This window comes from Chelatococcus composti, from assembly GCF_014201415.1.
GTDB lineage: Bacteria > Pseudomonadota > Alphaproteobacteria > Rhizobiales > Beijerinckiaceae > Chelatococcus_A > Chelatococcus_A composti.
This window is the reverse complement of sequence record NZ_JACHEH010000002.1, coordinates 312,654-338,205: the sequence shown is the minus strand read 5'-3', so window position 1 is coordinate 338,205 and position 25,552 is coordinate 312,654. Positions and strand designations below refer to the sequence as shown.

Here is a 25,552-nt window from a genome sequence, read left to right as displayed (position 1 = left end):
CGCCGCGCGCTCGCCCTGAGATGCACGCATTCGAAGAGATCATCGCCCGCACGGACGTCTTCGCTCTCTTCTTCGACATCGACGGCACGCTCATCGACATCGCACCTCGGCCTGATGACGTGGTCGTGTCGGAGGAGCTGTGCCGAAACCTCGTGCGTGCGCGGCTGCGCTATGACGGAGCGGTGGCGCTGCTGAGCGGCCGCTCCCTGTCCTGGATAGAGCAACGGTTTGGCGATGCCGTGACCGCTGTCGGCGCCCTGCACGGGCTTGAACGGCGCAACGCGGGCGGTGAATGCGAGCGCTTTCCCGCCCCGCCGGCGCTTGCGGCGGCGCGTGAGACGGTTTCGGCCGTCTTCGCCATGACGCCGGGCATCCTCATCGAGGACAAGGGCCTGTCGATCGCCGTGCATTATCGCGCGGCCCCGGAATCAGCGGAGACCGTTCGCGCGCTGGCCGAGGGGCTCGCGCGCGACAGTGGCGGCACGCTCGCTGCGCTGCCGGGCAAATGCGTCGTGGAGCTGCGCACCGTCGGCCCGCACAAGGGCAACGCACTTGATGCTTTCATGCTTGAGCAGCCCTTTGTCGGTCGCAGGCCCGTCTTCTTCGGCGACGACCGGACGGACGAGGATGCCTTCGCCGCCGCGCGGGCCCTCAACGGCATTGCCGTCGCCGTCGGTCGGGAACCGGAGGAGGTTGGAGCGGATTTGTATCTGGATGACCCGCCGGCCGTGCGCGCCTTTCTGGCGGAAGCGGCCTCGGGCGGGAGGCTAGGGGGAAGGGCATGAGCGATCTCGATCTCGGCGTCGTCGGCAACAGCGCCATCGCTGCGCTGATCGACCGGCGGGGACGGATCGTATGGTCGTGCTTCCCCCGCCTTGATGGCGACCCGGTCTTCCATGGCCTGCTCGGCGCCTCTCCCCAGGGTGACGAAGGCGTCTTCGAGATCGACCTGCAGGGGTCCATCCGCAGCGAGAGGCGCTACTGGCCCAACACCGCCATCCTTGAGACGATCCTCGAAGCCGAGGACGGCTCGAAGGTGCGCATCGTCGATTTCGTCCCGCGCTTCAAGATGTACGGTCGGATCTTCCGGCCGGCGATGCTGATGCGCTCGGTCGAGCCTCTGGTCGGCTCGCCGATGATCAAGGTCCGCATCAGGCCCTCGTACGACTATGGCCGCGAGCGGCCGGAGACGACCCGCGGCTCCAACACCATCCGCTACCACCTCGGCAACCAGGTGCTGCGCCTGACGACCGACGGCTCGCCGGGCCTCATCAGGGACGAGGTGCCGTTCATTCTCGAGCGGCCGCTGACGCTGATCCTCGGCCCAGACGAGACGCTGCCGGAGGCGCCGGCCACACTGTTCGGCAAGTTCTGCGAGAACACGGCAGACTACTGGCGCGAGTGGGTGCGCTATCTCGCCATTCCCTTCGAGTGGCAGGACGTCGTTATCCGCGCCGCCATCACGCTCAAGCTGTGCGCCTACGAGGAGACGGGTGGCATCGTCGCGGCCCTCACAACCTCCATCCCGGAATACGGCGCGAGCGGGCGCACGTGGGACTACCGCTACTGCTGGCTGCGCGATTCCTTCTTCACGGTGCGGGCCCTCAACCGGCTCGGGGCGACCCGCACCATGGAGGACTACATCAGCTACGTCTCCAACGTCGTCGCCCGCAACGGCGACCGCGAGCTGCAGCCGCTGTTTGGCCTGCAATTCGAATCGCAGCTGCACGAGGAGATCGTGCCCGCCCTGCCAGGCTACCGCGGCTTCGGCCCGGTGCGGCGCGGCAACGACGCCTTCCGCCAGCGGCAGAACGACGGCTATGGCTCCGTGGTTCTTGCCATCTCCCAGTGCTTCTTCGACGAGCGGCTGATCCGCAAGGGCGACGTGGCGCTGTTCGAGCGGCTCGAGGGCCTTGGCGAGCACGCCGCCCGCCTGTGGGCGGAGCCTGATGCCGGCCTTTGGGAATATCGCACGCTCGCCAATGTCCACACCCACTCCTCGGCCATGTGCTGGGCCGCCTGCGACCGGCTGGCGCGCATCGCCGGGCGTCTCGGCCTGCCCGAGCGGGCCGTCTACTGGCGCGGGAAGGCGGACGTCATCCGCGACGGCATCTTCGAGCGCGGCTGGAATGCGGAGCTCGGCACCTTCGTGAGCCGTTTCGGCGGCGACGATGTCGACGCGAGCCTGCTCCTGCTCGCCGACATCGGTCTCGTCGAGGCCCGCGACCCGCGCTTCGTCTCCACCGTTGACTTCATCGGCCGGCGGCTGCGGCGCGGAGCACATCTTTTCCGCTATGCCGGAGAGGACGATTTCGGCACGCCCGAGACGGCCTTCACCATCTGCACGCTCTGGTACATCGAGGCCCTCGCCAGGGTTGGCCGGCGGGAAGAGGCGCGTGTCCTCTTCGAGGACGTGCTCGGGCGGCGCAACAGTCTCGGTCTCTTGTCCGAAGGCATCCACGTCGAAAGCGGCGAGCTTTGGGGCAACTTTCCGCAGACCTATTCGATGGTCGGTCTCATCCATGCGGCCCTCTCGCTGTCGGCATCGTGGGAGGACGCGTTTTGAGCAGACTGATCGTCGTTTCGAACCGTGTCGCTGTTCCCTCGCGCAAGGGCGGGGCCACCGCCGGCGGCCTCGCTGTCGCGCTCAACGATGTTCTCGCCCAGCGCGGCGGCCTGTGGTTCGGCTGGAGCGGGCGCATCGGCCAACGCCAGAAGAAGGCGTCCCTGGTCACGCAGGGCAACGTCACCTATGCGGTCTGCGACCTGTCGCAGGAGGACCACCAAGAATACTACAACGGCTTCGCCAACCGCACCTTGTGGCCTCTGCTGCACTACCGCCTCGACCTCACCGAATTCGCTCGCAAGGACCTTGCCGGCTACCGCAGCGTCAACAGCTATTTCGCGGACCTGCTGGTCGAGCACATCGGGCCGGACGATCTCATCTGGATCCACGACTACCATCTCATCCCGCTCGCCGAGGCGCTGCGCGAGCGGGGTGTCACCAACCGCATCGGCTACTTCCAGCACATTCCCTGGCCTTCGCTCGACATCTTCCTCGCGCTGCCGAACCACGCCGAGATCGGCCGTGCCCTGACAGCGTGCGACCTCGTGGGGTTCCAGACGCGCAAGGATGCGGACAACTTCGGCTCCTATCTCGTGGAGGAGGCGGGCGCCTTCGCCAGCGGCAGGCGGCTCTTTGCCGTCGGCGGGCGGGCGCTGCGCATCGGCGTCTATCCTGTCGGCATCGATCGGCTCGGTTTTGCCCGCACCGCGGCGCGCGCCGCACGCTCGCGTTTTATCCAGGAGGTCGGCGAGAGCCTTGGCGGCCGCACGATGATGATCGGCGTCGACCGGCTCGACTATTCCAAGGGGCTCACGCAGCGCCTCGACGCCTTCGAGCGCATGCTGCAGATGGCGCCGGACTGGCGCACCCACGTCACCTTCCTGCAGATCACGCCCAAGAGCCGTGCGGACATTCCCGAATATGCGGCGATGCAGCGGGCGCTCGGCGAGGCAGCCGGACGCATCAACGGCCAATACGGCGAGGTGAGCTGGACGCCGATCCGCTACATCAACCGCTCCTACAACCGCAGCGAGCTCGCGGGCCTCTACAGGCTCGCCCACGTCGGCGTCGTCACGCCGCTGCGCGATGGCATGAACCTGGTCGCCAAGGAATACGTCGCCTCGCAGGATCCGGACGATCCGGGCGTCCTCGTCCTGTCGCGCTTTGCGGGGGCGGCGTCTGTTCTCGACGGGGCGCTCTTGGTCAATCCCTACGACATTGACGGGACGGCCGCTGCCTATGTGCGGGCGCTGATGATGCCGCTCGAGGAGCGCAAGGCGCGCTGGCGGCGCATGTGGCAGGGGCTCGCCACCACCGACATCGGCGGCTGGGCGGACCGCTTCCTTTCCGATCTCGAGGAAGTCGACCGAGACCTGCCCAACCGTGGCTTCCCCCTCGGCAACGGCCACGGCTCGGTCATCATCTGACGGCCTTGGCCGCGAGGGTCACTCGATGCGTTCGTTGGGGTAGACGCCCCAGAGCTTGTCCTGTTCCATGAAGCCGCGGCGGCCCGAGACGGCCACCTCGCACCACGTGCCGGTGCAGCGGCGCACGTCGACGACGACGCCCGCCTCGAGACGCGCGACGACGGCCGCCTCCTCCGAGGCGCGCTCGCGCATGGCGAAGATCTGTCCCTTGCTCCAGGGCGAGACGAGCGCCGTGCGCCGGCCGGAGAGGAGGCTGTGCAGCACCCAGCCGTCACTGCCCTCCGAATCGCGGATGCGTCGCCACGTCTCGAACTCGGCAATGATTTCCACCGGCAGGCCGGCGCGGGTGAAGACCCAGGTGACGCGGTGATCCTTCGACGGTCCCTCGCGCAAATTGACGCGGTCCGACTTGAGGCTGACGAAGCGCGGCAGCGGCAGCCCGCTCACCGTCCCGCGCGCCACCGGCGCATCGGCAGCCTGCGCGATGCGGCCGGCGGCGGCGGGGATGGCGAGGGCGAGGAGAACGAGGGCGAGGCGGAGGAGATGGGACATCGCTCTACTTTGCGGGGCTCGCCGGGCGGGTGGCACCGTGCGGGGCGCCGCGCCGGCCGGTCGGTCTTAGACTTCTCTACCGGTTGTCTTTCAGACTTCCTTTGCTACAGAGGCCGTGTGTAGAACTTGAGCCAAGGGCCGGCGGCAGGGAGACGAGTGCAGGTTGCGTTCAGCTCAATGTCTTGCCGATTGTGCTTAACGTGGGGTGAACACGCTGCCCCGGATGCGAGGCCTTCCTTATGAAAAAGAAGCCGCTCGTCGTCGTCACGCGTCGCCTGCCTGACGTCATCGAAACGCGCATGCGCGAGCTGTTCGATGCGCGCCTCAATGTCGACGACACGCCCATGACGACGCAGCAGCTCGTCGAGGCGGTACGCACCGCGGACGTACTGGTGCCGACCATCACCGACAGGATCGACGCTGCCCTGCTCGCCCAGGCGGGCGAGAATCTCAAGCTCATCGCCAACTTCGGCAACGGGTTTGACCACATCGATGTGGAGACGGCGCTGTCGCGCGGCATCACGGTGACGAACACCCCCGGCGTGCTGACGCAGGACACGGCCGACATGACGATGGCCCTGCTGCTGGCGGTCGCCCGGCGTGTGCCGGAGGGCGCGCGCACGATGGTAGAGGGGGACTGGCCGGGCTGGTCGCCCACCTGGATGCTTGGCCGGCGCATCACCGGAAAGCGCCTCGGCATCGTTGGCATGGGACGCATCGGCCAGGCCGTGGCACGCCGCGCCAAGGCCTTCGGCCTCTCGATCCACTACCACAACCGCCGCCGCGTCAGCCCGGCCATCGAGGAGGAGCTCGAGGCGACATACTGGGATTCGCTCGACCAGATGCTGGCGCGGATGGACATCGTCTCCATCCATTGCCCGCACACGCCGGCGACCTATCATCTCCTGTCCGCCAGGCGGCTCAAGCTGATGAAGCGCGAGGCGGTGCTCATCAACACCGCCCGCGGCGAGATCGTCGACGAGGTGGCGCTGGCGCGCATGCTCGAGGCGGGGGATCTCGCCGGCGCGGGGCTCGACGTGTTCGAGCACGAACCCTCAATCAACCCGCGCCTGCTCAAGCTCGCGCGGCAGAACCGGGTGGTGCTGCTGCCCCACATGGGCTCGGCCACCATCGAGGGGCGCATCGACATGGGCGAGAAGGTCATCGTCAACATCAAGACCTTCTTCGATGGCCATCGCCCGCCGGACAGGGTGCTGCCATCGATGCTCTGACGGGCCGCCGGCCGGTCGCAGCGGGAAGGGGGGGCCATGGTCTCGAGCGTTCTCACCCGTATCGGCCGAGGGCTTGTCGGCATCCTGACGCGCCCCATCAGGGGCTATGCGCCCGCCTTCCCGCCGGACCTCGATGCCCTGTCGCGCGTGATCCAGCCGGGCGACGTGCTCCTCGTGGAGGGGAACACGCGCATCGCCGTCGCCATCAAGTACCTGACGCAGTCCACCTGGTCGCACGCTGCCCTCTATGTCGGCGACAGGCTGGGCACCCGCGAGGCGGACGGCGAGCCGCACGTGCTCGTGGAGGCCACCGCCGAGGCCGGCGTGACGACGGCGCCGCTCACCAAATACCGCGACATGCACGTGCGCATCTGCCGGCCCGTGGCGCTGACGCCGGAAGACCGCGAGGCGGTGATCCGGTTCATGATCGATCGCATCGGCTATGGCTATGACGTCCGCAATATCGTCGACCTCGCGCGCTACCTGCTGCCGACGCCGCCCGTGCCGGTGCGCCTGCGCCGCCGCATGCTGGCGCTTGGCTCGGGCGAGCCGACGCGCACGATCTGCTCCACGCTGATCGCCCAGGCCTTCCAGAGCGTGCGCTATCCTATCCTGCCGCGAGTGAAGTCGTGGGATGACGACCGGCGCGTCAAGTCGGCCTACGGACGGGAGGAGATCCTCCACATCCGCCATCATTCTCTCTACGCGCCGCGGGATTTCGACATCTCGCCCTATTTCGACATCGTCAAGCCGACCATCGAGACCGGCTTCGACTACAAGCGATTCCTGTGGGGGGAGGACCGGCCGGCGGAGCTGCATCCGCCGGCCGGCGCGGCTCAGGCCTGACGAGGCTGCATCCGTTGGCGAGCGGAACGCTGGGCGAAGGCGCGCGCCACGAGATAGTGCAGGAGGATGCCGAGGCTCACGAGCGCCGCCTCGTCGAGATAGGCGGGCGGGTGCACGTGCTTGATGATCTGGCCCAGTGCACTCAGGAGCGAGCCGGCGGCGAAGACCGGCAGGCTGTGGCGGCCGATGAGGCACAGCGGGGCGTAGACCGGCGTGCGGGCGAAGATCCTCGACAGGCCGAGGTGGCTGAGGACATAGGCGAGCGCCAGGAAGTGCAGCAGCCGTGCAAGTCCGAGGTTCGTCTTGCCGACGTCGATCGACTCGCGCACGCTGTCCCACAGGCCGGGCACGAGGTGGAAACCGTTCGTCACCACGAAGAACGAAGCGACGAGGATCACGAGACAGAGGGCGAGCAGCAGGTTGTCGCGCGTCGCCATGACGTCCCGCAGGTGCAGGCCGATGAACAGGCCGATGCAGAACAGAAACTGCCACGTGAAGGGGTTGAAGAACCATTCGCCCTCCACCGGCCAGGTCGGCAGGTTGAGCCCGGTGGTCCGTGCGCCGACATAGACCAGAGCCGAGACGACGAGCATCAGGAAGCTGCTCACGCGTGCCAGCGCCAGGATGGCGGGCGTGCCGAGCAGCAGCACGATGTAGAGCGGCAGGATGTTGAAATAGCCGAGCTGGTGGCTGAGCCCCACGATAGCAAGGAGCGCCCGCGCCGGATCGGCCAGGACGATGTCGCGCCCGTGCTCGGCCAGGAGCCCTTCGTCGTCGAACAGGATGGCGGCCGTGACGAAGAGGGCGACGGCGACGAGCGACAGCATCACCTGCACGCCGTAGATGGTAAGCGCACGTCGGCCGAGCGCCCGCGTCGGCGTGCCGAGCTCGCCGTTCAGGAAGCGCCGGCCGTAGGCGAGCGCCACCGAGACACCGGAGAGGAAGACGAATGCTTCGGCCGCATCGGACAGGCCGATGTTCTTGTGTGTGAGATATTCGAAGATATTTCCGGGAATATGGTTGACGAAAATCGACACCAGCACGATTCCGCGCCAGAAATCGATCGAATCTATTCTTTTGTGTTTTTGGGACCTGTCCATTGCCAGCCCGACCCGTTGTAGTCACAAGCCCGATTCGTCTCGGGCGCCGGTTCTTTACGTCGCCTGTGGTCGAATTGAGGCGTCGCCCATGAAACGTCTGGAAAAGATCGGATGTTCCCTTCACGAAGGGGCGAGGTGCGGCGCACCGTCCGGGACGCGGCGAAAAAAAGCACGTTTCATCTGCCTCGGCTGATGCTCTAAAGTCCGCCCCCGATTGCGGCGAGAGGCCGTATGGGACGAGGAACGCCATGACCAAGGGACACGGGGCAGGAAGCACGACAGTGGCGCGCCGGGGCGTCATCGGGGCGCTGGCGGCGGGAGCGGCAGGGCTCGCCATGCCGCATGTGGCACGGGCGCAGGACACCATCACATGGCGCATGGCGACCTCCTGGCCCAAGAACACGCCCGGCGTCGGCGTCAACGCCCAGCGCCTCGCGGACATGATCACCGCCATGTCGGGTGGCCGGCTCAAGGTGCAGCTTTTCGCCGCGGGCGAGTTGGTGCCGCCCTTCGAGGTCTTCGACGCGGTGTCGTCCGGCGCCGTGGAGTGCGGCCACGCCACGCCCTACTACTGGCAGGGCAAGAGCCCGGCCTTCCACTTCTTCACCGGCGTGCCCTTCGGTCTCTCGGCCAACGAGCATGCCGGCTGGATTGCCTTCGGCGGCGGCCAGGCGCTGTGGGAGAAGGCCTACGAGCCGTTTGGCGTGCTGCCGTTCTTCACGGGGTCGTCCGGCGCCCAGGCGGGCGGCTGGTTCCGCAAGGAGATCAACAGCCTCGACGACCTCAAGGGCCTCAAGATGCGCATCGCCGGCCTCGGCGCCGAGGTGCTGCGCCGGCTCGGCGTCAACACGCTGCTGACGCCGCCGGGCGAGATCTTCCAGGCCATGCAGGCCGGCACGATCGACGCTGCCGAGTGGGTCGGCCCGTGGAACGACCTCGCCTTCGGCCTCTACCGGGTGGCAAAGTACTACTATCTGCCCGCCTTCCACGAGTTCGGCCCGGCGCTCGAGATGCTGGTCAACAAGCAGGCCTTCGAGGCCCTGCCGGACGACCTCAAGGAGATCGTGCGCCGCGCGGCGCAGGCGACCTCCTACGAGACGCTGGCCGACTTCACCTTCCACAACATCGAGAGCTACGAGCCCCTGCTGCAGAAGGGGGTGGAAGTGCGTGCCTTCAACGACGATATCGTCAAGGCGCTGGGGCGCGAATCCGAGGCGGTCCTCGCGGAACTGGCCAAGACCTCGCCACTCGCGGGTGAGGTTTATGCCTCCTTCACCGCCTACAGGGCCAAGGCCATGGCCTATGGCAAGGTGATGGACGGCGCCATCTACTCCATGCGCGAGATCGGGCTGGGGGCGTAAGGCCCCCGGTCTTTCAAGGAGAACCATGTATCCCGATGCCATCCTGAAGGCATGGCGGCAGATCATCTCGCCGCCGTTCCGCCGCATCCTGTGGCGCTCGCTGGCCCTGACGCTGGCGCTGATCTTCCTCGTCTGGCTGGCGCTGACGCGCGGTGTGGCCCTGCTGATGGACCGCTATGCGCTGCTGGTGGACTACCCGCTGATCGACAGCTTCGCGCTCGTCTTCGCCGGCATCGGCATCTTCATCGCGCTCGCCTTCCTCATTCCGCCCATCTCGGCGCTCGTCGCCGGCTATTTCCTCGACGACGCGGCGGAGATGGTGGAGCGGGCGCATTATCCGGCGGACCCGCCGGGCAGGCCGCTCTCCTTCGGCAAGTCAATCCTCTACGGGCTGCGCTTCGCCGGCCTGTCGCTGATGGTCAACGCCATCGCGCTGGTTCTGCTTTTCGTGCCCGGCGTCAACCTCGTCGCCTTCTTCGGGGCAAACGCCTACCTGCTCGGCCGGGAGTATTTCGAGCTCGCGGCCGGGCGCTTCCAGCCGATGGAGGAGGCGGCGGCCATGCGCCACCGCAATCGCGGCACCGTTCTGCTCGCCGGCCTCGTTCTGGCCGGCTTCGTTGCCATCCCTGTCGTCAACCTGATGACACCGCTGTTCGGCGTCGCCTACATGGTGCATGTGCACAAGAAGCTCGCCGCCCGCGAGGCGCGGGCGGTGGCAGCTTCCGGCGCCAGGAGTGGCTGAGCCGGCCGCTGCCGGCTCCCGTCAGGCGAGGTGCGGCTGCTGGAACTGCCCACGCTCGCGGAAGCGCCAGAGATAGCCCGGCGCGATGGCCTCGATCGCCTCCGGCTGGATGCCGAGGCCCTGCAGCGTGCGGCCTTCGGCGATAGCGGCCTCGGAGACGACGTTGTCGCTCGCGAGCAGCGACACCTGGTCACGCGTCAGCACGAGCTCGTCGGGCATGAGGCCGAGGGTCAGCTTGTCGAGCGTCTCGAGCACGGAAGCCTGGAGGCGGGCAATGCCGAAGGGCAGCGGCAGCACCAGCCGGCGCCGGCCGGTGATCTTGAGGATGTAGTCGATGATCTCGCGCAGGGTCCGCACATGCGGCCCGCCGAGCTCGTAGATGCGGCCGCCGGCCACGGTGCCGTCGACGGCACGGGCGATCGCCTCCGCGACATCGCCGACGAAGACCGGCTGGAAGCGCGTGTCGGCGCCCGCGAGCGGGATCACCGGCAGCATGCGGGCGAGCACGGCGAAGCGGTTGAAGAAGGCATCCTCCGGTCCGAAGAGAACCGACGGACGGAAGACGACCGCATCAGGCACGGCAGCGAGGACCGCCTCCTCGCCCGCCGCCTTGGTGCGCGCGTAGAGCGAGGCAGACGCGGCATCCGCGCCGAGAGCCGAGACATGTACGAGCGGCGCACCGATGCCGGCGGCCGCCTGGGCGACGACGCGGGCGCCGAAGGCCTGCACCGCGTCGAAGCGCTGGCGCCCGGTCTGCTGCATGATGCCGACGAGGTTGACGACGGCGTCGGAGCCGGCGACAGCGGCCTCGACCGAGTTCTTGAAGCGCAGGTTGGCCTGGACGGCATGGATCTGGCCGACGCGCCCGAGCGGCTGCAGATGCCCGGCGAGGTCGGGCCGGCGCACGGCCACGCGGATGCGGTAGCCGCGCTTGGCAAGGGCGCGCACCACGTGGCGGCCGAGGAAGCCCGAGCCGCCGAAAACCGTGACGAGCTTGGAGAGGGGATCGAGCGCTTGCGCCGCCATCAGTGTCTCCACGAATGCTGGCCCGGGAGTGCGGGCCGTCGGAAGGGTCGCGGCTTCCTTAGAGCATTTTTGAGGGAAGTGGAATCCGCCGCGACGAAAGGCTGCGGGCACCCGAGGTGGCCGGCTCAGCTGTCGATCTTCAGCGCGGCGATGAAGGCCTCCTGCGGAATCTCCACCTTGCCGAACTGGCGCATGCGCTTCTTGCCCTCCTTCTGCTTCTCCAGCAGCTTGCGCTTGCGCGTCACGTCGCCGCCGTAGCACTTGGCCGTCACGTCCTTGCGCAGCGCGCGGATGGTCTCGCGGGCGATGATCTTGGAGCCGATGGCGGCCTGGATCGGGATCTGGAACAGGTGCTGCGGGATGAGATCTTTCAGCTTCTCGCACATGGCGCGGCCGCGGGCCTCGGCGCGTGTGCGATGCACGAGCATGGACAGGGCATCGACCGGCTCACCGTTGACGAGGATCGACATCTTCACGAGGTCGCCGGGCCGGTATTCCGTGAGCTGGTAGTCGAAGGAGGCGTAGCCCTTCGAGACCGACTTCAGGCGGTCGTAAAAGTCGAACACCACCTCGTTGAGCGGCAGGTCGTAGACCACCATGGCGCGCTTGCCGACATAGTTGAGGTCCACTTGCTCGCCGCGCCGGTCCTGGCAGAGCTTGAGGATGGAGCCGAGATACTCGTCCGGCGTCAGGATGGTGGCGCGGATCCACGGCTCGGCGATCTCCGCGATCTTCACCACGTCGGGCATATCGGCGGGGTTGTGCAGCTCGCGCTCGGTGCCGTCCGTCATCCTGAGGCGGTAGACCACCGACGGGGCCGTCGAGATGAGGTCGAGGTTGAACTCGCGCTCCAGCCGCTCCTGGATGATCTCAAGGTGGAGGAGCCCCAGGAAGCCGCAGCGGAAGCCGAAGCCGAGCGCCGCCGAGGTCTCCATCTCGTAGGTGAAGCTGGCGTCGTTGAGCCGCAGCTTGCCCATGGCCGCCCGCAGGTCCTCGAAATCGGCGGCATCGACGGGGAAGATGCCGCAGAAGACGACGGGCTGGACGGGCTTGAAGCCGGGCAGCGGCTCGGCGCAGGGCCGTCTGTCGTCGGTGATCGTGTCGCCGACGGCCGTGTCCGCCACCTCCTTGATGGAGGCGGTGAGGAAGCCCACCTCGCCGGGGCCGAGCGAGTCCACGTTGGTCATCTTCGGACGGAAGACGCCGACACGGTCCACCGGATAGGCGGCGCCGGTGCCCATCATGCGGATGGTCATGCCCTTCTTCAGCACGCCGTCGACGATGCGCACGAGCACGACCACGCCGAGATAGGCGTCGTACCAGGAATCGACGAGCATCGCCTTCAGCGGCGCCTCCGCATCGCCCTTGGGTGGCGGCAGGCGGGTGACGATGGCCTCCAGCACGTCCTCGATGCCCAGGCCGGTCTTGGCCGAGATCAGCACGGCGTCGGAAGCGTCGAGGCCGATCACCTCCTCGATCTGCTCCTTGACGCGCTCGGGCTCGGCCGCGGGCAGGTCGATCTTGTTGAGGACGGGCACGATCTCGTGGTTGGCGTCGAGTGCCTGGTAGACGTTGGCGAGCGTCTGGGCCTCGACACCCTGCGAAGCGTCGACGACGAGCAGCGAGCCCTCGCAGGCCGCCAGCGAGCGCGAGACTTCATAGGCGAAGTCCACGTGCCCGGGCGTATCCATGAGGTTGAGGATGTAGGTCTTTCCGTCCTTGGCCGGATACTCGAGGCGCACGGTCTGCGCCTTGATGGTGATGCCCCGCTCCCGCTCGATGTCCATGGAATCGAGCACCTGCTCCTGCATCTCGCGTTCCGACAAGGCGCCGGTCTTCTGGATGAGCCTGTCGGCGAGCGTCGACTTGCCATGGTCGATGTGCGCGACGATGGAGAAGTTGCGGATGTTCTCGATGGGCTTCGTGGTCATGTCGGAACGTCGTTTCGCTCGCCCGCCTGTACTCGCGGATGTGACGGCCTTTCCTGCGCAGGCGGGGGCGGGAGCGCGGCCGTGATCGTCAAGCCGCGGGAATAGCAGTGCCGCGGCCATCCGCCAAGGGGTGGCGCGGCAACGGGCGTGGAACGGGGGCCGGCACAGGCGCCTCGGAAGGAAAGCGGCGCGTTGTCGACCGCCTCCATGAGGACGAGGAAGGTAGCATCTGGCGCACGCCGGGCAGCGCGGGCCGCTTCACGCCGTGCAGGCGGTTGAAGTCGAGGACGTCGCGCACCCGGATCTTGAGGAAATAGTCGAAGCCGCCGGCGACCCCGTGGCAGTCGAGCACCTCCAGCTCGGTTTCGTCCTGCCTGGCTCGAAGGTGCTCAACGTCCATCTGGGCGGCGTGCCGGCGATCAACGGCCACAGCTACACCTTCCGCAACGGCTGGGGAGGAAGCCATGGTGATGCGGCCGGCCGCCTCTCCCGTTGTGGTGCTGTGCCGCTGCAGTGCGGACGCATCCCGCCTGCGCGAAAGCCCCGCACGCCCGGGCGGCGATGATGCACTTTCTGTAAGGCGCGGGCCTACCGCCCCTCGAGCAGCCGCGACACCACCTGGGCCGTGTAGTCCACCATCGGCACGATGCGGGCATAGTTGAGCCGCGTCGGGCCGATGACGCCGACGACACCGACGATCTGTTGGCTGCTGTCGCGGAAGGGGGCGGCGATCATCGACGAGCCGGACATGGAGAACAGCTTGTTCTCCGAGCCGATGAAGATACGCACGCCCTCGCCCTCCTCTGCCCGGGAGAGGAGGTCGATCATGTCCTTCTGCGCCTCGAGATCGGCGAAGAGCAGGCGGATGCGCTCGAGATCCTCGGCGGCCTTCAGGTCCTCGAGGAGGTTCGCCTGGCCGCGCACGATGAGCCGGCGCTCCTCCGCCTGTCCGACGCTCATGGCGACTCCGGCCTCGACGAGCCGTGCCGTCAGCGCGTCGAGCTCGCGGGCGATTTCCTCCCGCCGGCGGGCGATCTCCTCCCGCGCCTCGCTCAGGGTGCGGCCGCGGATGCAGGCGTTGAGGAAGTTCGATGCCTCCGTCAGCGCCGAGGCGGGCAGGCCCTGCGGCAGGTCGAGCAGGCGGTTCTCCACCGAGCCGTCCTCGGCGACGAGCACCACGAGGGCGCGGCCGGGGTCGAGCCGCACGAACTCGATGTGCTTGAGGCGCAGGTTCTGCTTGGTGGTGACCACGACGCCGGCCCCGCGCGACAGGCCGGAGAGCAGCGTCGTCGCCTGCGCAAGCACGCCCTCGAGCGAGGTGCTGCCCGTGGCGCGCACCTGGCTCTCGATGTTCGCCCGCTCCTCCGCCGTAAGGTCGCCGATCTCGAGCAGCGCATCGACGAAGAAGCGCAGACCGAGCTCGGTCGGCATGCGCCCGGCGCTGGTGTGCGGGGCGTAGATGAGGCCGGTCGCCTCGAGATCAGCCATCACGTTGCGGATCGAGGCCGGCGAGAGCTGCAGCGGCAGCATGCGCGAGAGGTTGCGGGAGCCCACCGGCTCGCCCGTGGCTAGGTAGCTCTCGACGATCTGGCGGAAGATTTCGCGCGAGCGTTCGTTGAGCTCCACGATGGGACGCGACCCTTCCGGCGTTCCGGCCCTCGTGCCGGAAGCCGCCCCCGCGTCCGACGGGGAGCCACCGGCGGCCCAGGCACCACGTGGCGTCACATTCATGGCCGTCATGCTCCTGTCTTCCATTGGAAATTATGGGCCCGGCCCGCCGCTTTTCAAGGAACGGCTGGCCGCTGCCGGTGGATCGCGCCGCTCGCGCCCCGGCGAGGCTGCCGCCGCCGCCCGGTTGTCCACCGCGCGGCGCAGCTTCCCCGAAAAGTGCCGTTGACAAGCCCCGGACGCCCGCTTAGACAGACGCCTGCCCTGACATGGGCCCAGGTGGCGGAATTGGTAGACGCGCTGGTTTCAGGTACCAGTGGTGAAAGCCGTGGAGGTTCGAGTCCTCTCCTGGGCACCATATCCCTCAAGACGTTTCTGATCGAGACGTTGAGGTGCCCCAAGCGGGCTTTCCTTCCTTGAGCGCATTTCGGTGAAAGCTGCCGACGGCGGGATGTCGCGCGTTCGCAATATCCGGCGCGTCCGCTGGGCGCGCTTGCTTGTCTTGACTTTTGCCCAAGCGAAAGCGTCAGCGCGCGGCGATTACCGCTGCCTGAAAAGCTCAGCGCATGTCGTCTGTGCATCGGCTGCGGGGTACGCGCAGACGATGGTTTGTCTTGACTTCGACGGCCCCCTGTCCCCTCACCCCAGCCTCTCTCTCAGCCGCAGCAGCGCGATGCGTTCGATCTCGGCCATCGCGGTCGAGAATTCGGCTTCCGGCGTGTTCGCGAGCCGGGCGCGGAAGGCTTCGAGGATCTCGTCCTTGCTCCGGCCCTTCACGGCCATGATGAAGGGGAAGCCGAAGCGCGCCCTGTAGGCGTCATTGAGGGCGAGGAAGGTTTCCTTCTCCTCCGCCGTCAGGCAGTCGAGACCGGCGGAGGCCTGCTCGCGGCGGGAATCGGGGGCGAGCTCTGCGGCCTTGAGGCGGCCGGCGAGGTCCGGGTGGGCCTTGATGAGGGCGAGTTTCCTCTCCTGCGGCGCATGGGCGAGCACGGTGCACATGGCCGCATGCAGGCCCTCGGCGGTGTCCTGCGCCGCGGTGAGGCCGCGCCGGTGCGTCTCCTCCGCAATCCAGGGCGAGTGCTCGAAGACGTCGCCGTAGAGCGCGACGAAGCGCGGGGCGGAGAGGCGACTCGGCACGAGGGTGGCCGGGCGGTGGTGGACGTACCAGTGGCGGGCGATGTCGATGCGGCGCGCCACCCACACGCGCGGATGGGCGGCGACATAATCGAGGAAGCGCGCGAGCGCCGCGGCGCGGCCGGGCCGGCCGACGAGGCGGCAGTGCAGACCCACGTTGAGCATCTTCGGCGCGCCCTCGAGCCCCTCGGCATAGAGGGTGTCGAAGCTGTCCTTCAGGTAGGCGAAGAACTGGTCGCCCGAGTTGAAGCCCTGCGCCGAGGCAAAGCGCATGTCGTTGGCGTCGAGCGTGTAGGGGATGACGAGGTGCGGCCCGTGCGGCCCCTCGATCCAGTAGGGCAGGTCGTCGGCGTAGGAATCGGACGAGTAGAGGAAGCCGCCTTCCTCCATGACGAGCTCGGTGGTGAAGGCCGAGCAGCGGCCGGTGTACCAGCCGAGCGGGCGCGTGCCCGTCACTTCCTCGTGCAGGCGCAGCGCCTCATGGAGATGGGCGCGCTCCTCCTCCTTCGAAAAATCCTTGTACTCGATCCACTTGAGGCCGTGGCTGGCGATCTCCCAGCCGGCCTCCTGCATGGCGGCGACGGCCTGCGGGTTGCGGGCGAGGGCGGTGGCGACGCCATAGACCGTCACCGGCACGCCGCGGCGCGTGAACATGCGCCACAGCCGCCAGAAGCCGGCGCGCGAGCCGTATTCATAGATCGACTCCATGTTCATGTGGCGCTGGCCCGGCCAGGGCTGGGCGCCCATGATCTCGGAGAGGAAGGCTTCCGATGCGGCGTCGCCGTGCAGGATGTTGTTCTCGCCGCCCTCCTCGTAGTTGATGACGAACTGCACCGCGATGGCAGCGCCGTTCGGCCAGCGCGGATCGGGCGTGTGGCGCCCGTAGCCGATCATGTCGCGGGGGTAGGGGCTCGTCATGGCGAAGGCTCCGGAGGCTGCAGCGGGAGGGCGGCGAAGGGCCGCGCTGCTTTCATGCAAGCATCGGGCCGCACCGGAAATCAACGGTGTCGCGAGCAAGCGGCGCCCGCCCTGCACGCAAGGTGGCGTAATCCTTTGGCAAGCTGTGCACTCTGCTGTAGTGACTGGGCAGGGACGGCAATTCCGCCGCATGAAGGTAGGCACGCCCCGTGAAAACGTCCGTGATCTCCGGCTGCATCCGGCCGTCTGACTGGAACCTGCGCAGCGTCCTGCAGGATCTCTTCGTCCTCACCACGGGCATGGCGCTCGGCGTGCTCGTCGCCTGGCAGTACGACATCTTCACGAGCGACTACGTCACGGATCCCCCGGAGAAGCGGATCGAGATCGACGAGGCGCTGCTGCTCGGCCTCGTACTCTGCATCCTGCTCTTCGTCTTCGCAGTACGGCGGCTCGCCGAGCAGCGCCGGGCGCAGGAGCGGGCGCAGCGCGCCGAGGAGCTCGCCATGCTCGACCCCCTGACGGGGCTTCCCAACCGGCGCGTGCTGAGCCGGGCTTTCGAGGAGGTGCGGCAGCGGCCGGAGCGGGACGGTGCGAGCCTCGCCTTCATGCTCCTCGACCTCAACGGCTTCAAGGCGATCAACGACCGCTACGGGCACCCGGTGGGTGACAGGCTGCTCGTCGTCGTGGCGCAGCGCCTGCGGGGCGCGTTGCCGCAAGAGGCAACGCTGAGCCGGCTCGGCGGGGACGAGTTCGCCGTGCTCTGCCCGCGCATCAACGGACGTGCGGATGCCGGGGCCATCGCCCGGCGGCTCGCCGATGTCATCAGCGAGCCCATCGTGATCGAGGGCACGCGCCACTGCGTCACCGCCGTCGTGGGCGTGGCGCTGCGCCCGGCGGCCGGCGCCGTCATCGACGATCTGATGCGCGATGCCGATGCCGCTCTCTATGAGGCGAAGGCGACGGGCGGTGCGACCATCCGCTTCGCCGAGGCTGGAGGGACGGCGGCAACGGAGGCCGCGGCGCGCTGAGGCGGGTTCGGCCCGCGACAGGGGGCGACAACACGCCCGCGCGATGGCTGCCATGCAGCGGGGGCTGTGCGCGGGCAGTCCGAATCGTGGTTTGCTGATAAAATTACATGGCGTATCGCGTGGCGTTCGGTCGGGTCGTGGTGTCGGTATGCGTTTCGAGGCTTCGTTCTGCGTAGAGGTCGACGAATACGGGCGCGTGGCGCACGAATGCGTGGATTATTCGTTGCTGCCCCTGCGCTACGAGCGGCTGACGCTGGAGCTCGACGAGCCGATGCCGCGCCGGCAGATTGGCTATGCCATCGTCTGGAACGACGACCGGGTGGTGCATGCCGCCGCGGTGGTCAGCGACCGGCTGCGCATCGATCTCGATCTGGCCGTGCCGGCCGGCGACCATGCCTTCTGGTTCCTGTGCGCCGGGCTCGATCCGGGCGCCACCATCAGGGGGCGGGCGATCGTCGAGGGGCGGCTCGACCTTTCGGTCGATGCTGCGGCCGGGCGGCAGGGCTGACAGGCGACAGCGCCGACAAGGCACGCAAAGCACATATGGGGGAAACCAGTGGGCACTATTTCTTATCTGACGACGACGGAGTTCGGGCCGGGCAGTCTCGCGAAGCTGGCAGACGGCCTCACGGGCCTCGGCATCCGGCGTCCGCTCCTCGTCAGTGACCGCGGCCTTGCGGCGACGCCGCTCGTCGAGCGCGTGAGGGCGCTGTGCCCTGCGGGCACGCCGCTCTTCCTCGACGTGCCGACCAACCCCACCGAGGAGGCGGCGCTTGCCGCGCTCGAGGTCTACAGGGGCGAGGGCTGCGACGGGCTCGTGGCGCTCGGCGGCGGCTCGCCCATTGACCTCGCCAAGGCCGTGGGGCTGCTTGCCACGCATCCGGCGCCGCTCGCCCGCTACGCCGCCATCGACGGCGGCATGGCGCACATCACCGCGGCGGTGGCGCCGCTCATCGCCATCCCGACGACCGCCGGCACCGGCGCCGAGGTGGGGCGCGCGAGCCTGATGACGCTGGCCGACGGGCGCAAGGTTGGCATCATCAGCCAGCACCTCATCCCGCGGCTCGCCCTGTGCGACCCGGAGCTGACGCTCGGCCTGCCGGCGTGGCTGACGGCGGCCACGGGGCTCGACGCGCTGTCGCACTGCATCGAGACTTTCCTCTCGCCGCGCGACAATCCGCCGGCCGAGGCCATCGCCCTCGACGGCGCCGGGCGCATCTGGCGCAATCTCGAGCGGGCCTTTGCCGACGGCTCCGACCTTGCTGCGCGCACCGAGCTGATGATGGGCGCGCTCGAGGGCGGCCTCACGTTCCAGAAGGGCCTCGGGGCCGTGCATGCGCTGAGTCACGCGCTCGGCAGCCTCAAGGAGCCCTCGCTGCATCATGGCACGCTCAACGCCATCCTGATGCCGCCCGTGATCCGCTTCAACGCCGGCCATGTGGGCGACAAGCTGGAGCGCATCAAGGCGGCGCTTGGTCTGCCGGCGCACGCGGACCTTGCCGCCGAGCTCGAGGCGCTCAACCGGCGCCTGAACATTCCCGCCGGCATCCGCACGCTGGGCGTTACCGAGGCCATGTTGCCGGGCATCGTCGAGAAGGCGCTTGCCGATCACAGCAACGCCACCAATCCGCGCGCCGCGACCCGCGAGGACTACATGGCCCTGTTGCGCGAGGTGATGGTCTGAGCTTCCGGCCGGTCAGCGCAGGGTGAAGCTGATCGGCACGCGCACGTTGAGTGTCGCCTGCCGCATCATGGCGGGCGGCGGTGCCGGCACGGGGCTCGCGTTCTGCGCGCCCCGGATGATGGCCTCGTCGAGGATGGGCGAGCCGCTGCTCGTTGCGATGCGCACGCCGAGCACGTTGCCGGACGCGTCGAGGCGCAGCATCACCTGGGCCGAGCCCGTCACGGTGCCGGCCCGTGCGCGGTCGGGATAGCGCATGTGGCGGCGCAGGTGCGCCACAACCTTGCTGGCCCATTCCATCTTCGTCTGGCCCGACACGGGCGCCGAGCCTTCGCGCGGTGCGACCGGCGCCGGGGCCACGTTCTCCTGTGGCGTCAGGCTGCCACGGGTGCGCCGCTCCTGCGGCGGCGGCGGGCGTCGTTCCACCTTGCGCCTGGGCTGGGCGGCCGCGACCTTCGCCGGCTCGGGCGGGGTGAGTTCCGCCGGGCGCCGCGGCGGGGCCGGCAGCGCCACGTCCGGCGTCGGCACGTCCGGCGGCGGGGGCAGCATGTCGAGCGCGGGGACGTCGCCCGGCGTCATGAGCGCGGCGAAATCGGGCGCCGGTGCGGGCTCGGGCAGTTCGAACACCGGGTCGGGCAGCGGCTCCGGCTCGGCAGGCGACTCCTCGGCCTGTTCCTGCGGCTGGGGCTCTTCGGGCACGGGCTCGGGCTCCGGCGGAAGCGGCTGCTCCTCCTCGGTCCGCTGCGTGTCGGCATCATCTCCCGGTGTCGTGTCCTCCTCGCTCGCGTCGCTCGGCGGGGCGGCGGCGAGCGGGGCGAGGTCGACGAGCACGGCGGCCGGCGGCTCGCCCGGATCCTCGAACGGCGCCCAGGCGTGCATCAGGCCCACGGCGACGAGCCCGTGGACGGCCAGCACCACGGTGCCGGCGAGCAACCAGCGCAACGCAAGCCGGCCGGGATGCTCCGCTGCGGTGAAGGCCGGGTGGCGCATCCGTCAGGGGCTCGCCGTGGGTGCCGTGGCCGCCGCCTGTTCCAGCCCGACGAGGGCCACCTTGAGATAACCGGCGGCGCGCAGCGCGTTCATCACCTGCATCACTTCGCCGTAGGACACGGCCTGGTCAGCGCGCAGGAAGATGCGCTCCTCGCGGTTGTGGCCGGTCGCCGCATCGAGCGCGGCCGCGAGGCCCTCGCGCGTTACCGGAGCCTCACCGAGGACGAGGCCCAGGTCCGCCTTGATGGTGAGGTAGAGCGGCCGGTCGGGCCGCGGCTGCTGGGCGGCGTTGGACACCGGCAGGTCGACCGGCACGTCGACCGTGGCAAGCGGCGCCGCCACCATGAAGATGATGAGCAGGACGAGGATGACGTCGATGAACGGCGTGACGTTGATCTCGTGCGTCTCGGCGAGGTCGTCGTCCCCGTGGTTGAGCTGGACGGCCATGGTGCTGTCCGTTCATTCCGCCGCCATGGGCAGGTTCGGGACGGGGCGCAGGTTCGCGCGTCGCTCTCGCGCCGCGAGGTCGCGACGGTCGAGATCGCGCGAGAGCAGCCGCATCACCTCACTGCTGGCATCCGCGAGGAGGGCCTTGTAGCCGCCGATGGAGCGCGTGAAGGCGTTGTAGATGATGACGGCTGGAATGGCGGCCACCAGACCGATGGCGGTGGCGAGCAGCGCCTCGGCGATGCCGGGCGCCACCACGGCGAGGTTGGTGGTCTGCGCCTTGGAGATGCCGATGAAGGAGTTCATGATGCCCCAGACGGTGCCGAAGAGGCCGACGAAGGGGGCCGTGGCGCCGATGGTGGCGAGCAGGCCGGTGCCGCGCGTCATGCGCCGGGCGGCGTTGGCCTCGATGCGGGCGATGGCGATGGCGACACGCTCCTTGATGCCCTCCGCCGGCATGGCGCCGGAGCGCTCCACCTCGTCCTGCGCGGCACGCGGCAGGCTGGCCGCCGGGCTGCGCGCGGCGTCGCCCTCGCGGGCGACGATGGTCGCGAGGGCGTCCTGAAGCGTCGGGGCCACTGCGAGCGCGGCGCTGACCTGGCGGGCGGCGCGGCGGGCGGCGACGAGTTCGAGAGTCTTGGCGAGCCACACGGTCCAGGTGACGACGGAGGCGAAGGCGAGGCCCATCATCACGGCTTTGACGACCCAGTCGGCCGCCATGAACATGCCCCAGGGCGACAGGTCCTGCGGCAGGAGAGCCGTCGCCGGCGCCTTCGCGGAGGCGGTGTCCATCCCGGGCGCGGGACCGTGCGGCGACATCGCCGGCGCCGCGGCGGCGGAAGGTGCGCCCTCGCTCGTTGCGGGCTGGCCGGCCACGGGCGTTGCCTCGCCGGCGGGGGCCGCTTCCGCGCCCGGCGCGACGGTGGCAGACGGTGCGCTCTGCCGCGGAGCCGCCACTGGCGCCGCGTCCTGCTGCGCCTCGGCGGTGGTGAACGAGAGCATGCCGAAAACGAACGCGACGGTGAGGCGGCGCATGGCGGCCCCGGCGATGGGCGAGGCGATCCGTCGGTATGCCTCGCGCCCAGCGTGTGGCTGAGTTGCTGTCATCTCCGGCCTCGTCGGCTTTCGGTCCGTTTTGCCCGTCGCCGTGGCGGGGACAGGCGTCTCCTGCCTGCTTTGCTGCAATAGTCTGGCGGTGGATGGCAAGTAAAATCAGGGATATCTAAATTAAAATAATTCCAAAGAGGCTGAAACAAATGCGAATTACGGGCGATTTCTTGGCGCCGCAGCCGGATTTTCCGCAGGCTGCGTCACCTCGGCGCTGGATGTGTCGCTGATATGCGATAAATGAAGGAAGGGCGAAAAGCGACGCACAGGCACGACGCCTGCCCTGAGGAGAAGATCGCAACAACGGAGTGAAACCAGATGAGCGAGGGGTCACCCTTCAGTTGCGTGCTCGATGCGCGCGCCCGCCTCGGCGAGAGTCCCGTCTGGTCCGTGGCGGAGCAGGTGCTTTACTGGGTGGACATCAAGGGCCGGACCCTCAATCGCTTCGATCCGGCGACGGGCGCCAACAAGGCGATGGCGATGCCGGAGGACATTGGCTCGGTGGCGCTTGTGGAAGGTGGCGGCTTCATCGCCGCGATGCGCTCGGGGCTCTTCTTGGTCGACACCGACGGGAGGGTGCGCGAGCGTCTCGCTGCCAATCCGGAAGATCCCGCAGTCAGCCGCTTCAACGACGGGCGCACGGATCCTGCGGGCCGCTTTCTTGTCGGCACCATTGACGAGCCCAAGGCGGGCGGGCAGGCGCATCTCTACCGCTTTGACGAGCGCGGCCTGGTGCCGCTCGTCGGTGGCCTGCTCACGTCGAACGGCCTTGCCTTCAGCCCCGACAGCACCTGGCTCTACCATTCCGACACGCCGGCCTTCACCATCTACCGCCAGCGCTACGACATCGAGACGGGGACGTTCTCCGACCGTGAGGAATGGGTGCGCCTGACCCCGACGGAAGATGACCGGGGCCGGCCCGATGGCGCCGCTGTCGACATCGAGGGGTGCTACTGGACGGCGCTCTACGAGGGCGGCCGCATCCAGCGCTATTCGCCGCAAGGCGAGCTGCTCGCCGAATTCCCCGTGCCGGCCCGCTGCCCGACGATGGTCGCCTTCGGCGGGGCGGACCTGAAGACGCTTTTTGTGACCTCGGCGCGGGACGGCCGGCCGGACGATGAGCTCGCTCACCTGCCGCAGTCCGGCGGCATCTTCGCCATGCGCGTATCCGTGCCCGGCCTGCCGGAGCCGCTGTTCCGCCGGCCCGTGCCCTGAGCGGTGCCGATCCGCGGCTGGCGCATGGGCGGGGCCCGCCTCAGGTCGTTCCCGACCGTCTCGGGGGCAGCTAGAGAGGGCGCATCGCAGCCAGTGCCTCGCCCATGACCGTCTCCGCCTCCGGATCGACAGCCGACGCTTCCCCGCGCGCCGTGCGGGGGCGTCTCAGGGGGCGTCTTCGCGGCCTCGCCGACATCGCGCCGGGGATCCTGCTCGCAGCGGCAGTCGCCGTCGCGGCCACGCTCTTCGAGCCCGTTGCGGCGCGCCTCGCCGCCGTCCTTTTCGGTGCAGCCGCCGGCCTGCCGGCGATGGTGCTGGCGCTCCTTCTCGGTATCCTCCTCAATCCGTTGGCGCAACGGCCGGTGTTTCGCCCGGGGCTGACCTTCTGCGTCAAGAAAGTGCTGCGCTGGGCCGTCGCCCTCCTCGGCCTCAGGGTTGCCGTTGGCGATGTCCTCGGCCTCGGCTGGCAGGTCATGGCCGTCGTCGTCGGTGGCATGACGGCGACGCTCGTCGCGGGCGTCGTTATGGCGCGGCTCTTCGGTCGCAGCGATGCCTACGGCGCGCTCGTCGGCAGCGCCACCGCCGTCTGCGGCGCCTCGGCCGCGCTCGCCACGGTCAGCGTGCTCCCGGAGTACAGGGAAAGGGATGCCGATGTCGCCTTCGTCGTGGTGGCGGTGAATGCCCTGGCGACCCTCGCCATGCTGCTATATCCGCCGCTCGCCGCCTTCCTCGGCTTCGACGACCGCATGACGGGCGCCCTGCTGGGGGCGGCGATTCACGATGTGGCGCAGGTCGCCGGTGCCGGCTACGCGGTGTCGGAGGTCGCCGGCAACACGGCGGTGGTGGTCAAGCTCTTCCGCGTCTTCCTGCTGCTGCCGGTCGTCCTCGCCGTTGCCTTCTATTTTGCCGGCCGGGGCGGCGGCACGGCGCGGGCGCGCGTGCCCGTGCCGGTCTTCGCCCTCGTCTTCCTGGCGCTCGTGCTCGTCAACAGTTACGGCCTGCTGCCCGCTGCGGTGACGGCGGCGCTCAACGAGGCATCCCGCGTCGGATTGCTCCTTGCCATTGCCGCGCTCGGCCTCGGCACGTCGCCGCGGGTGCTGGCGAGCCTCGGCTGGCAGCATGTCGCCATCGTCGCCGGGGCGACGCTCGTCATCCTCGCCGTCTCGGCTGCGGGGCTCGCCCTTCTCGCCTGAGGCGGCTCAACTGCGCGTCGCGGGCGTGGCCGCCGGGGCTCCGGCCGGCGTGACGGCCGCCGGTTCTTCCTCCCTCTCTTCCGCCATGCTGCTCCTGAGGGCGATGCACAGCAGGGTCGTCGGGATGCCGATGGCGGCAGTGAGGACGAAGAAGGTCGGGTAGCCGAAGCTGTCCACCATGTATCCGGACAGCCCGCCCACGACCTTGCCCGGCAGGGCGTAGAGCGAGCTCAGCAGGGCATACTGGGTTGCCGCGAAGGCGGGAGAGGTAAGGCTCGACATGTAGGCGATCAGCGCCGTTCCGGCGAAGCCGCCGGCGAAATTGTCGAGGCTGATGCTCAGCATCAGCAGATTGAGGTCGTGCCCCGCGAGCGCCAGCCACGCGAACATGAGGTTGGAGGCGGCGGCGCTGACGGCGCCGATGAGCAGCGTGCCCCAGAGGCCGAGACGCGTCGCCGCGATACCGCCCGCGAAGGCCCCGAGGATGCCGATCCACACGCCGTAGAGTTTGGAAACGCTGGCGATCTCCGACTTCGAGAAGCCGAGGTCGATGTAGAGCGGATTGGCCATCACTCCTGCCACGAAATCCGGCAGGCGGAAGAGCGCGACGAGCGCGAGGATGGCGGCGATCAGCGGGCCCTTTCGGCGGGCGAGGTCGGCAAAGGGCTCGATCACCATCTCCCGCGCCCGCGCGAGGAAGGAGGTGCCCGTCGAGGCGGCGCGCTCGCGGCCGAGGTCGAGATTGGGCGCGCATAGGCTTGCGCCGACGCCGACGGCCATCGTCACCGCCATGGCGAGGTAGGCGCTGCGCCAGTCGACGAAATCGGCGATATAGAGGGCGCCCGCCCCGGCGCAGATGAGAGCGAGGCGATAGCCGAGCTGGTAGGCGGCGGACATCATGCCCTGCCGCTCGGTGGGGGCGGCGTCGATACGCCAGCCGTCGATGACCACGTCCTGCGTTGCCGAGAAGAAGGCGACGACGAGCGCGCAGGCGACGGTGAAGCCGAGGCTGGTTGCCGGATCGCTCAGGGCGATGCCGACGAGGCCGAGCGCGATGCCCCCCTGCGCCGTCAGCATCCAGGCGCGGCGGCGGCCGAAGAGGCCCGAGAGCACCGGCACGTCGAGCCGGTCGATGGCGGGGGCCCAGACGAACTTGAAACTGTAGGCGAGGGCGACGTAGCTCAGCAGGCCTATGTCCGTCCGCGAAATGCCCGCCTCGCGCAGCCAGGCCGACAGGGTGCTGAAGACGAGAAGGAAGGGCAGGCCGGCGCTGAAGCCGAGCGCCAGCATGATGGCGAGGCGCCCGTCCGAGAGGAGGGCGGCGAGGCTGAGGCGGGGGCGCTCGGTCTTCGTCACGGGCATCGTTCCGGTGTCACGTCGCCAGCCGC

Annotated in this window: 22 protein-coding genes, 1 tRNA gene and 1 pseudogene; 13 read left to right on the top strand and 11 right to left on the bottom strand. The window is 68.8% G+C overall.

All coding sequences use genetic code 11. The features are described from left to right. Nucleotides 1-20 precede the first annotated feature (20 nt). The 3 genes from otsB to otsA are packed head-to-tail and all read left to right on the top strand — an operon-like array spanning nt 21 to nt 3,993. On the top strand, nt 21-785 hold the full coding sequence (gene otsB, locus HNQ73_RS04890; RefSeq protein ID WP_183332823.1) for a trehalose-phosphatase: 765 nt from the start codon (nt 21-23) through the stop codon (nt 783-785). Continuing rightward, nucleotides 782-2,566, top strand: a complete 1,785-nt coding sequence (locus HNQ73_RS04885) for a glycoside hydrolase family 15 protein (RefSeq protein ID WP_183332821.1) — start codon at nt 782-784, stop codon at nt 2,564-2,566. The genes otsB and HNQ73_RS04885 overlap by 4 nt, the downstream gene beginning before the upstream one ends. Then, entirely contained in the window at nt 2,563-3,993 is a 1,431-nt protein-coding gene (gene otsA, locus HNQ73_RS04880; RefSeq protein WP_183332819.1) for an alpha,alpha-trehalose-phosphate synthase (UDP-forming), read from the top strand. Before HNQ73_RS04885 ends, otsA begins: the two co-directional genes overlap by 4 nt. An 18-nt stretch (nt 3,994-4,011) precedes the next feature. Here the strand turns inward: otsA and HNQ73_RS04875 are convergent, their stop codons facing one another. Beyond that, nucleotides 4,012-4,545 (bottom strand): SH3 domain-containing protein, encoded by a 534-nt coding sequence (locus HNQ73_RS04875; protein WP_183332817.1) that lies wholly within the window; start codon nt 4,543-4,545, stop codon nt 4,012-4,014. Between the two features lie 239 nt (nt 4,546-4,784). Between HNQ73_RS04875 and HNQ73_RS04870 the strand changes: the two genes are divergently transcribed. Next, complete coding sequence (locus tag HNQ73_RS04870) at nt 4,785-5,777, top strand: 2-hydroxyacid dehydrogenase (RefSeq protein WP_183332815.1); 993 nt, start codon at nt 4,785-4,787, stop codon at nt 5,775-5,777. A gap of 36 nt (nt 5,778-5,813) precedes the next feature. Then, complete coding sequence (locus HNQ73_RS04865; RefSeq protein WP_183332813.1) at nt 5,814-6,623, top strand: YiiX/YebB-like N1pC/P60 family cysteine hydrolase; 810 nt, start codon at nt 5,814-5,816, stop codon at nt 6,621-6,623. On the opposite strand, the gene HNQ73_RS04860 is transcribed toward HNQ73_RS04865, so the two are convergent. Next, entirely contained in the window at nt 6,614-7,723 is a 1,110-nt protein-coding gene (locus HNQ73_RS04860; protein WP_246512323.1) for an OpgC family protein, read from the bottom strand. The genes HNQ73_RS04865 and HNQ73_RS04860 overlap by 10 nt on opposite strands. Before the next feature lie 248 nt (nt 7,724-7,971). Here HNQ73_RS04860 and HNQ73_RS04855 point away from each other — a divergent pair, with 248 nt between their 5' ends. Together HNQ73_RS04855 and HNQ73_RS04850 are read left to right on the top strand one after the other, a co-directional pair. Continuing rightward, nucleotides 7,972-9,084, top strand: a complete 1,113-nt coding sequence (locus HNQ73_RS04855; protein ID WP_183332809.1) for a TRAP transporter substrate-binding protein — start codon at nt 7,972-7,974, stop codon at nt 9,082-9,084. 25 nt (nt 9,085-9,109) lie between these two features. Continuing rightward, a complete protein-coding gene (locus tag HNQ73_RS04850) occupies nt 9,110-9,826 on the top strand; it encodes a sulfate transporter family protein (protein WP_183332807.1) in 717 nt (238 codons plus the stop codon). Nucleotides 9,827-9,847: 21 nt separating this feature from the next. Here HNQ73_RS04850 and HNQ73_RS04845 read toward each other — a convergent pair whose 3' ends face one another. From HNQ73_RS04845 to hrcA, 4 genes and pseudogenes are all read right to left on the bottom strand, one after another. After that, entirely contained in the window at nt 9,848-10,852 is a 1,005-nt protein-coding gene (locus HNQ73_RS04845) for a complex I NDUFA9 subunit family protein (RefSeq protein WP_183332805.1), read from the bottom strand. A gap of 125 nt (nt 10,853-10,977) precedes the next feature. Then, a complete protein-coding gene (gene lepA / locus HNQ73_RS04840) occupies nt 10,978-12,783 on the bottom strand; it encodes a translation elongation factor 4 (RefSeq protein ID WP_183332803.1) in 1,806 nt (601 codons plus the stop codon). A gap of 176 nt (nt 12,784-12,959) precedes the next feature. Beyond that, nucleotides 12,960-13,138, bottom strand: a pseudogene (locus tag HNQ73_RS17895) (Lrp/AsnC ligand binding domain-containing protein); the annotation flags it as partial. 233 nt (nt 13,139-13,371) lie between these two features. Next, nucleotides 13,372-14,523, bottom strand: coding sequence for a heat-inducible transcriptional repressor HrcA (hrcA, locus tag HNQ73_RS04830; RefSeq protein ID WP_210304936.1), 1,152 nt, complete (start codon nt 14,521-14,523; stop codon nt 13,372-13,374). 201 nt (nt 14,524-14,724) lie between these two features. Here hrcA and HNQ73_RS04825 point away from each other — a divergent pair. Next, nucleotides 14,725-14,809: transfer RNA gene (locus tag HNQ73_RS04825), tRNA-Leu, on the top strand. A gap of 281 nt (nt 14,810-15,090) precedes the next feature. On the opposite strand, the gene puuE is transcribed toward HNQ73_RS04825, so the two are convergent. Continuing rightward, complete coding sequence (gene puuE / locus HNQ73_RS04820) at nt 15,091-16,503, bottom strand: allantoinase PuuE (protein ID WP_183332801.1); 1,413 nt, start codon at nt 16,501-16,503, stop codon at nt 15,091-15,093. Between the two features lie 209 nt (nt 16,504-16,712). On the opposite strand from puuE, the gene HNQ73_RS18125 reads away from it, so the two are divergent. The 3 genes from HNQ73_RS18125 (at nt 16,713) to HNQ73_RS04805 (ending at nt 19,215) form a co-directional block, all read left to right on the top strand. Then, on the top strand, nt 16,713-17,531 hold the full coding sequence (locus HNQ73_RS18125) for a GGDEF domain-containing protein (protein ID WP_183332799.1): 819 nt from the start codon (nt 16,713-16,715) through the stop codon (nt 17,529-17,531). 148 nt (nt 17,532-17,679) lie between these two features. Continuing rightward, nucleotides 17,680-18,039: a hypothetical protein gene (locus tag HNQ73_RS04810; RefSeq protein WP_183332797.1), complete on the top strand. Its 360-nt coding sequence runs from the start codon at nt 17,680-17,682 to the stop codon at nt 18,037-18,039. Between the two features lie 48 nt (nt 18,040-18,087). Beyond that, the gene (locus HNQ73_RS04805; RefSeq protein ID WP_183332795.1) at nt 18,088-19,215 is read left to right on the top strand and encodes an iron-containing alcohol dehydrogenase; all 1,128 of its coding nucleotides are present in this window, start codon (nt 18,088-18,090) and stop codon (nt 19,213-19,215) included. 12 nt (nt 19,216-19,227) lie between these two features. Here the strand turns inward: HNQ73_RS04805 and HNQ73_RS04800 are convergent, their stop codons facing one another. Genes HNQ73_RS04800 through exbB form a run of 3 tightly spaced genes read right to left on the bottom strand, consistent with a single transcriptional unit; the run spans nt 19,228 to nt 21,756 of the window. Continuing rightward, the gene (locus tag HNQ73_RS04800) at nt 19,228-20,202 is read right to left on the bottom strand and encodes a TonB family protein (protein ID WP_183332793.1); all 975 of its coding nucleotides are present in this window, start codon (nt 20,200-20,202) and stop codon (nt 19,228-19,230) included. A 3-nt stretch (nt 20,203-20,205) separates the two neighbouring features. Continuing rightward, nucleotides 20,206-20,649: a TonB system transport protein ExbD gene (exbD, locus tag HNQ73_RS04795; RefSeq protein WP_183332791.1), complete on the bottom strand. Its 444-nt coding sequence runs from the start codon at nt 20,647-20,649 to the stop codon at nt 20,206-20,208. A gap of 12 nt (nt 20,650-20,661) precedes the next feature. After that, on the bottom strand, nt 20,662-21,756 hold the full coding sequence (exbB, locus tag HNQ73_RS04790) for a tonB-system energizer ExbB (protein WP_306415744.1): 1,095 nt from the start codon (nt 21,754-21,756) through the stop codon (nt 20,662-20,664). 318 nt (nt 21,757-22,074) lie between these two features. Here exbB and HNQ73_RS04785 point away from each other — a divergent pair, with 318 nt between their 5' ends. After that, on the top strand, nt 22,075-22,971 hold the full coding sequence (locus HNQ73_RS04785) for an SMP-30/gluconolactonase/LRE family protein (RefSeq protein WP_183332789.1): 897 nt from the start codon (nt 22,075-22,077) through the stop codon (nt 22,969-22,971). A gap of 104 nt (nt 22,972-23,075) precedes the next feature. Further along, nucleotides 23,076-24,164, top strand: coding sequence for a YeiH family protein (locus tag HNQ73_RS04780; protein ID WP_183332787.1), 1,089 nt, complete (start codon nt 23,076-23,078; stop codon nt 24,162-24,164). 6 nt (nt 24,165-24,170) lie between these two features. Here HNQ73_RS04780 and HNQ73_RS04775 read toward each other — a convergent pair whose 3' ends face one another. Continuing rightward, nucleotides 24,171-25,526, bottom strand: a complete 1,356-nt coding sequence (locus tag HNQ73_RS04775) for an AmpG family muropeptide MFS transporter (RefSeq protein WP_210304935.1) — start codon at nt 25,524-25,526, stop codon at nt 24,171-24,173. Between the last annotated feature and the right edge of the window lie 26 nt (nt 25,527-25,552).

Bases quoted from the DNA above. Each gene is read 5' to 3' on its own strand.
- otsB (WP_183332823.1), top strand. From the start codon at position 21: ATGCACGCATTCGAAGAGATCATCGCCCGCACGGACGTCTTCGCTCTC.
- HNQ73_RS04885 (WP_183332821.1), top strand. From the start codon at position 782: ATGAGCGATCTCGATCTCGGCGTCGTCGGCAACAGCGCCATCGCTGCG.
- HNQ73_RS04875 (WP_183332817.1), bottom strand. From the start codon at position 4,545: ATGTCCCATCTCCTCCGCCTCGCCCTCGTTCTCCTCGCCCTCGCCATC.
- HNQ73_RS04870 (WP_183332815.1), top strand. From the start codon at position 4,785: ATGAAAAAGAAGCCGCTCGTCGTCGTCACGCGTCGCCTGCCTGACGTC.
- HNQ73_RS04865 (WP_183332813.1), top strand. From the start codon at position 5,814: ATGGTCTCGAGCGTTCTCACCCGTATCGGCCGAGGGCTTGTCGGCATC.
- HNQ73_RS04860 (WP_246512323.1), bottom strand. From the start codon at position 7,723: ATGGACAGGTCCCAAAAACACAAAAGAATAGATTCGATCGATTTCTGG.
- HNQ73_RS04855 (WP_183332809.1), top strand. From the start codon at position 7,972: ATGACCAAGGGACACGGGGCAGGAAGCACGACAGTGGCGCGCCGGGGC.
- HNQ73_RS04850 (WP_183332807.1), top strand. From the start codon at position 9,110: ATGTATCCCGATGCCATCCTGAAGGCATGGCGGCAGATCATCTCGCCG.
- HNQ73_RS04845 (WP_183332805.1), bottom strand. From the start codon at position 10,852: ATGGCGGCGCAAGCGCTCGATCCCCTCTCCAAGCTCGTCACGGTTTTC.
- lepA (WP_183332803.1), bottom strand. From the start codon at position 12,783: ATGACCACGAAGCCCATCGAGAACATCCGCAACTTCTCCATCGTCGCG.
- hrcA (WP_210304936.1), bottom strand. From the start codon at position 14,523: ATGACGGCCATGAATGTGACGCCACGTGGTGCCTGGGCCGCCGGTGGC.
- puuE (WP_183332801.1), bottom strand. From the start codon at position 16,503: ATGACGAGCCCCTACCCCCGCGACATGATCGGCTACGGGCGCCACACG.
- HNQ73_RS04810 (WP_183332797.1), top strand. From the start codon at position 17,680: ATGCGTTTCGAGGCTTCGTTCTGCGTAGAGGTCGACGAATACGGGCGC.
- HNQ73_RS04800 (WP_183332793.1), bottom strand. From the start codon at position 20,202: ATGCGCCACCCGGCCTTCACCGCAGCGGAGCATCCCGGCCGGCTTGCG.
- exbD (WP_183332791.1), bottom strand. From the start codon at position 20,649: ATGGCCGTCCAGCTCAACCACGGGGACGACGACCTCGCCGAGACGCAC.
- exbB (WP_306415744.1), bottom strand. From the start codon at position 21,756: ATGACAGCAACTCAGCCACACGCTGGGCGCGAGGCATACCGACGGATC.
- HNQ73_RS04785 (WP_183332789.1), top strand. From the start codon at position 22,075: ATGAGCGAGGGGTCACCCTTCAGTTGCGTGCTCGATGCGCGCGCCCGC.
- HNQ73_RS04780 (WP_183332787.1), top strand. From the start codon at position 23,076: ATGACCGTCTCCGCCTCCGGATCGACAGCCGACGCTTCCCCGCGCGCC.
- HNQ73_RS04775 (WP_210304935.1), bottom strand. From the start codon at position 25,526: ATGCCCGTGACGAAGACCGAGCGCCCCCGCCTCAGCCTCGCCGCCCTC.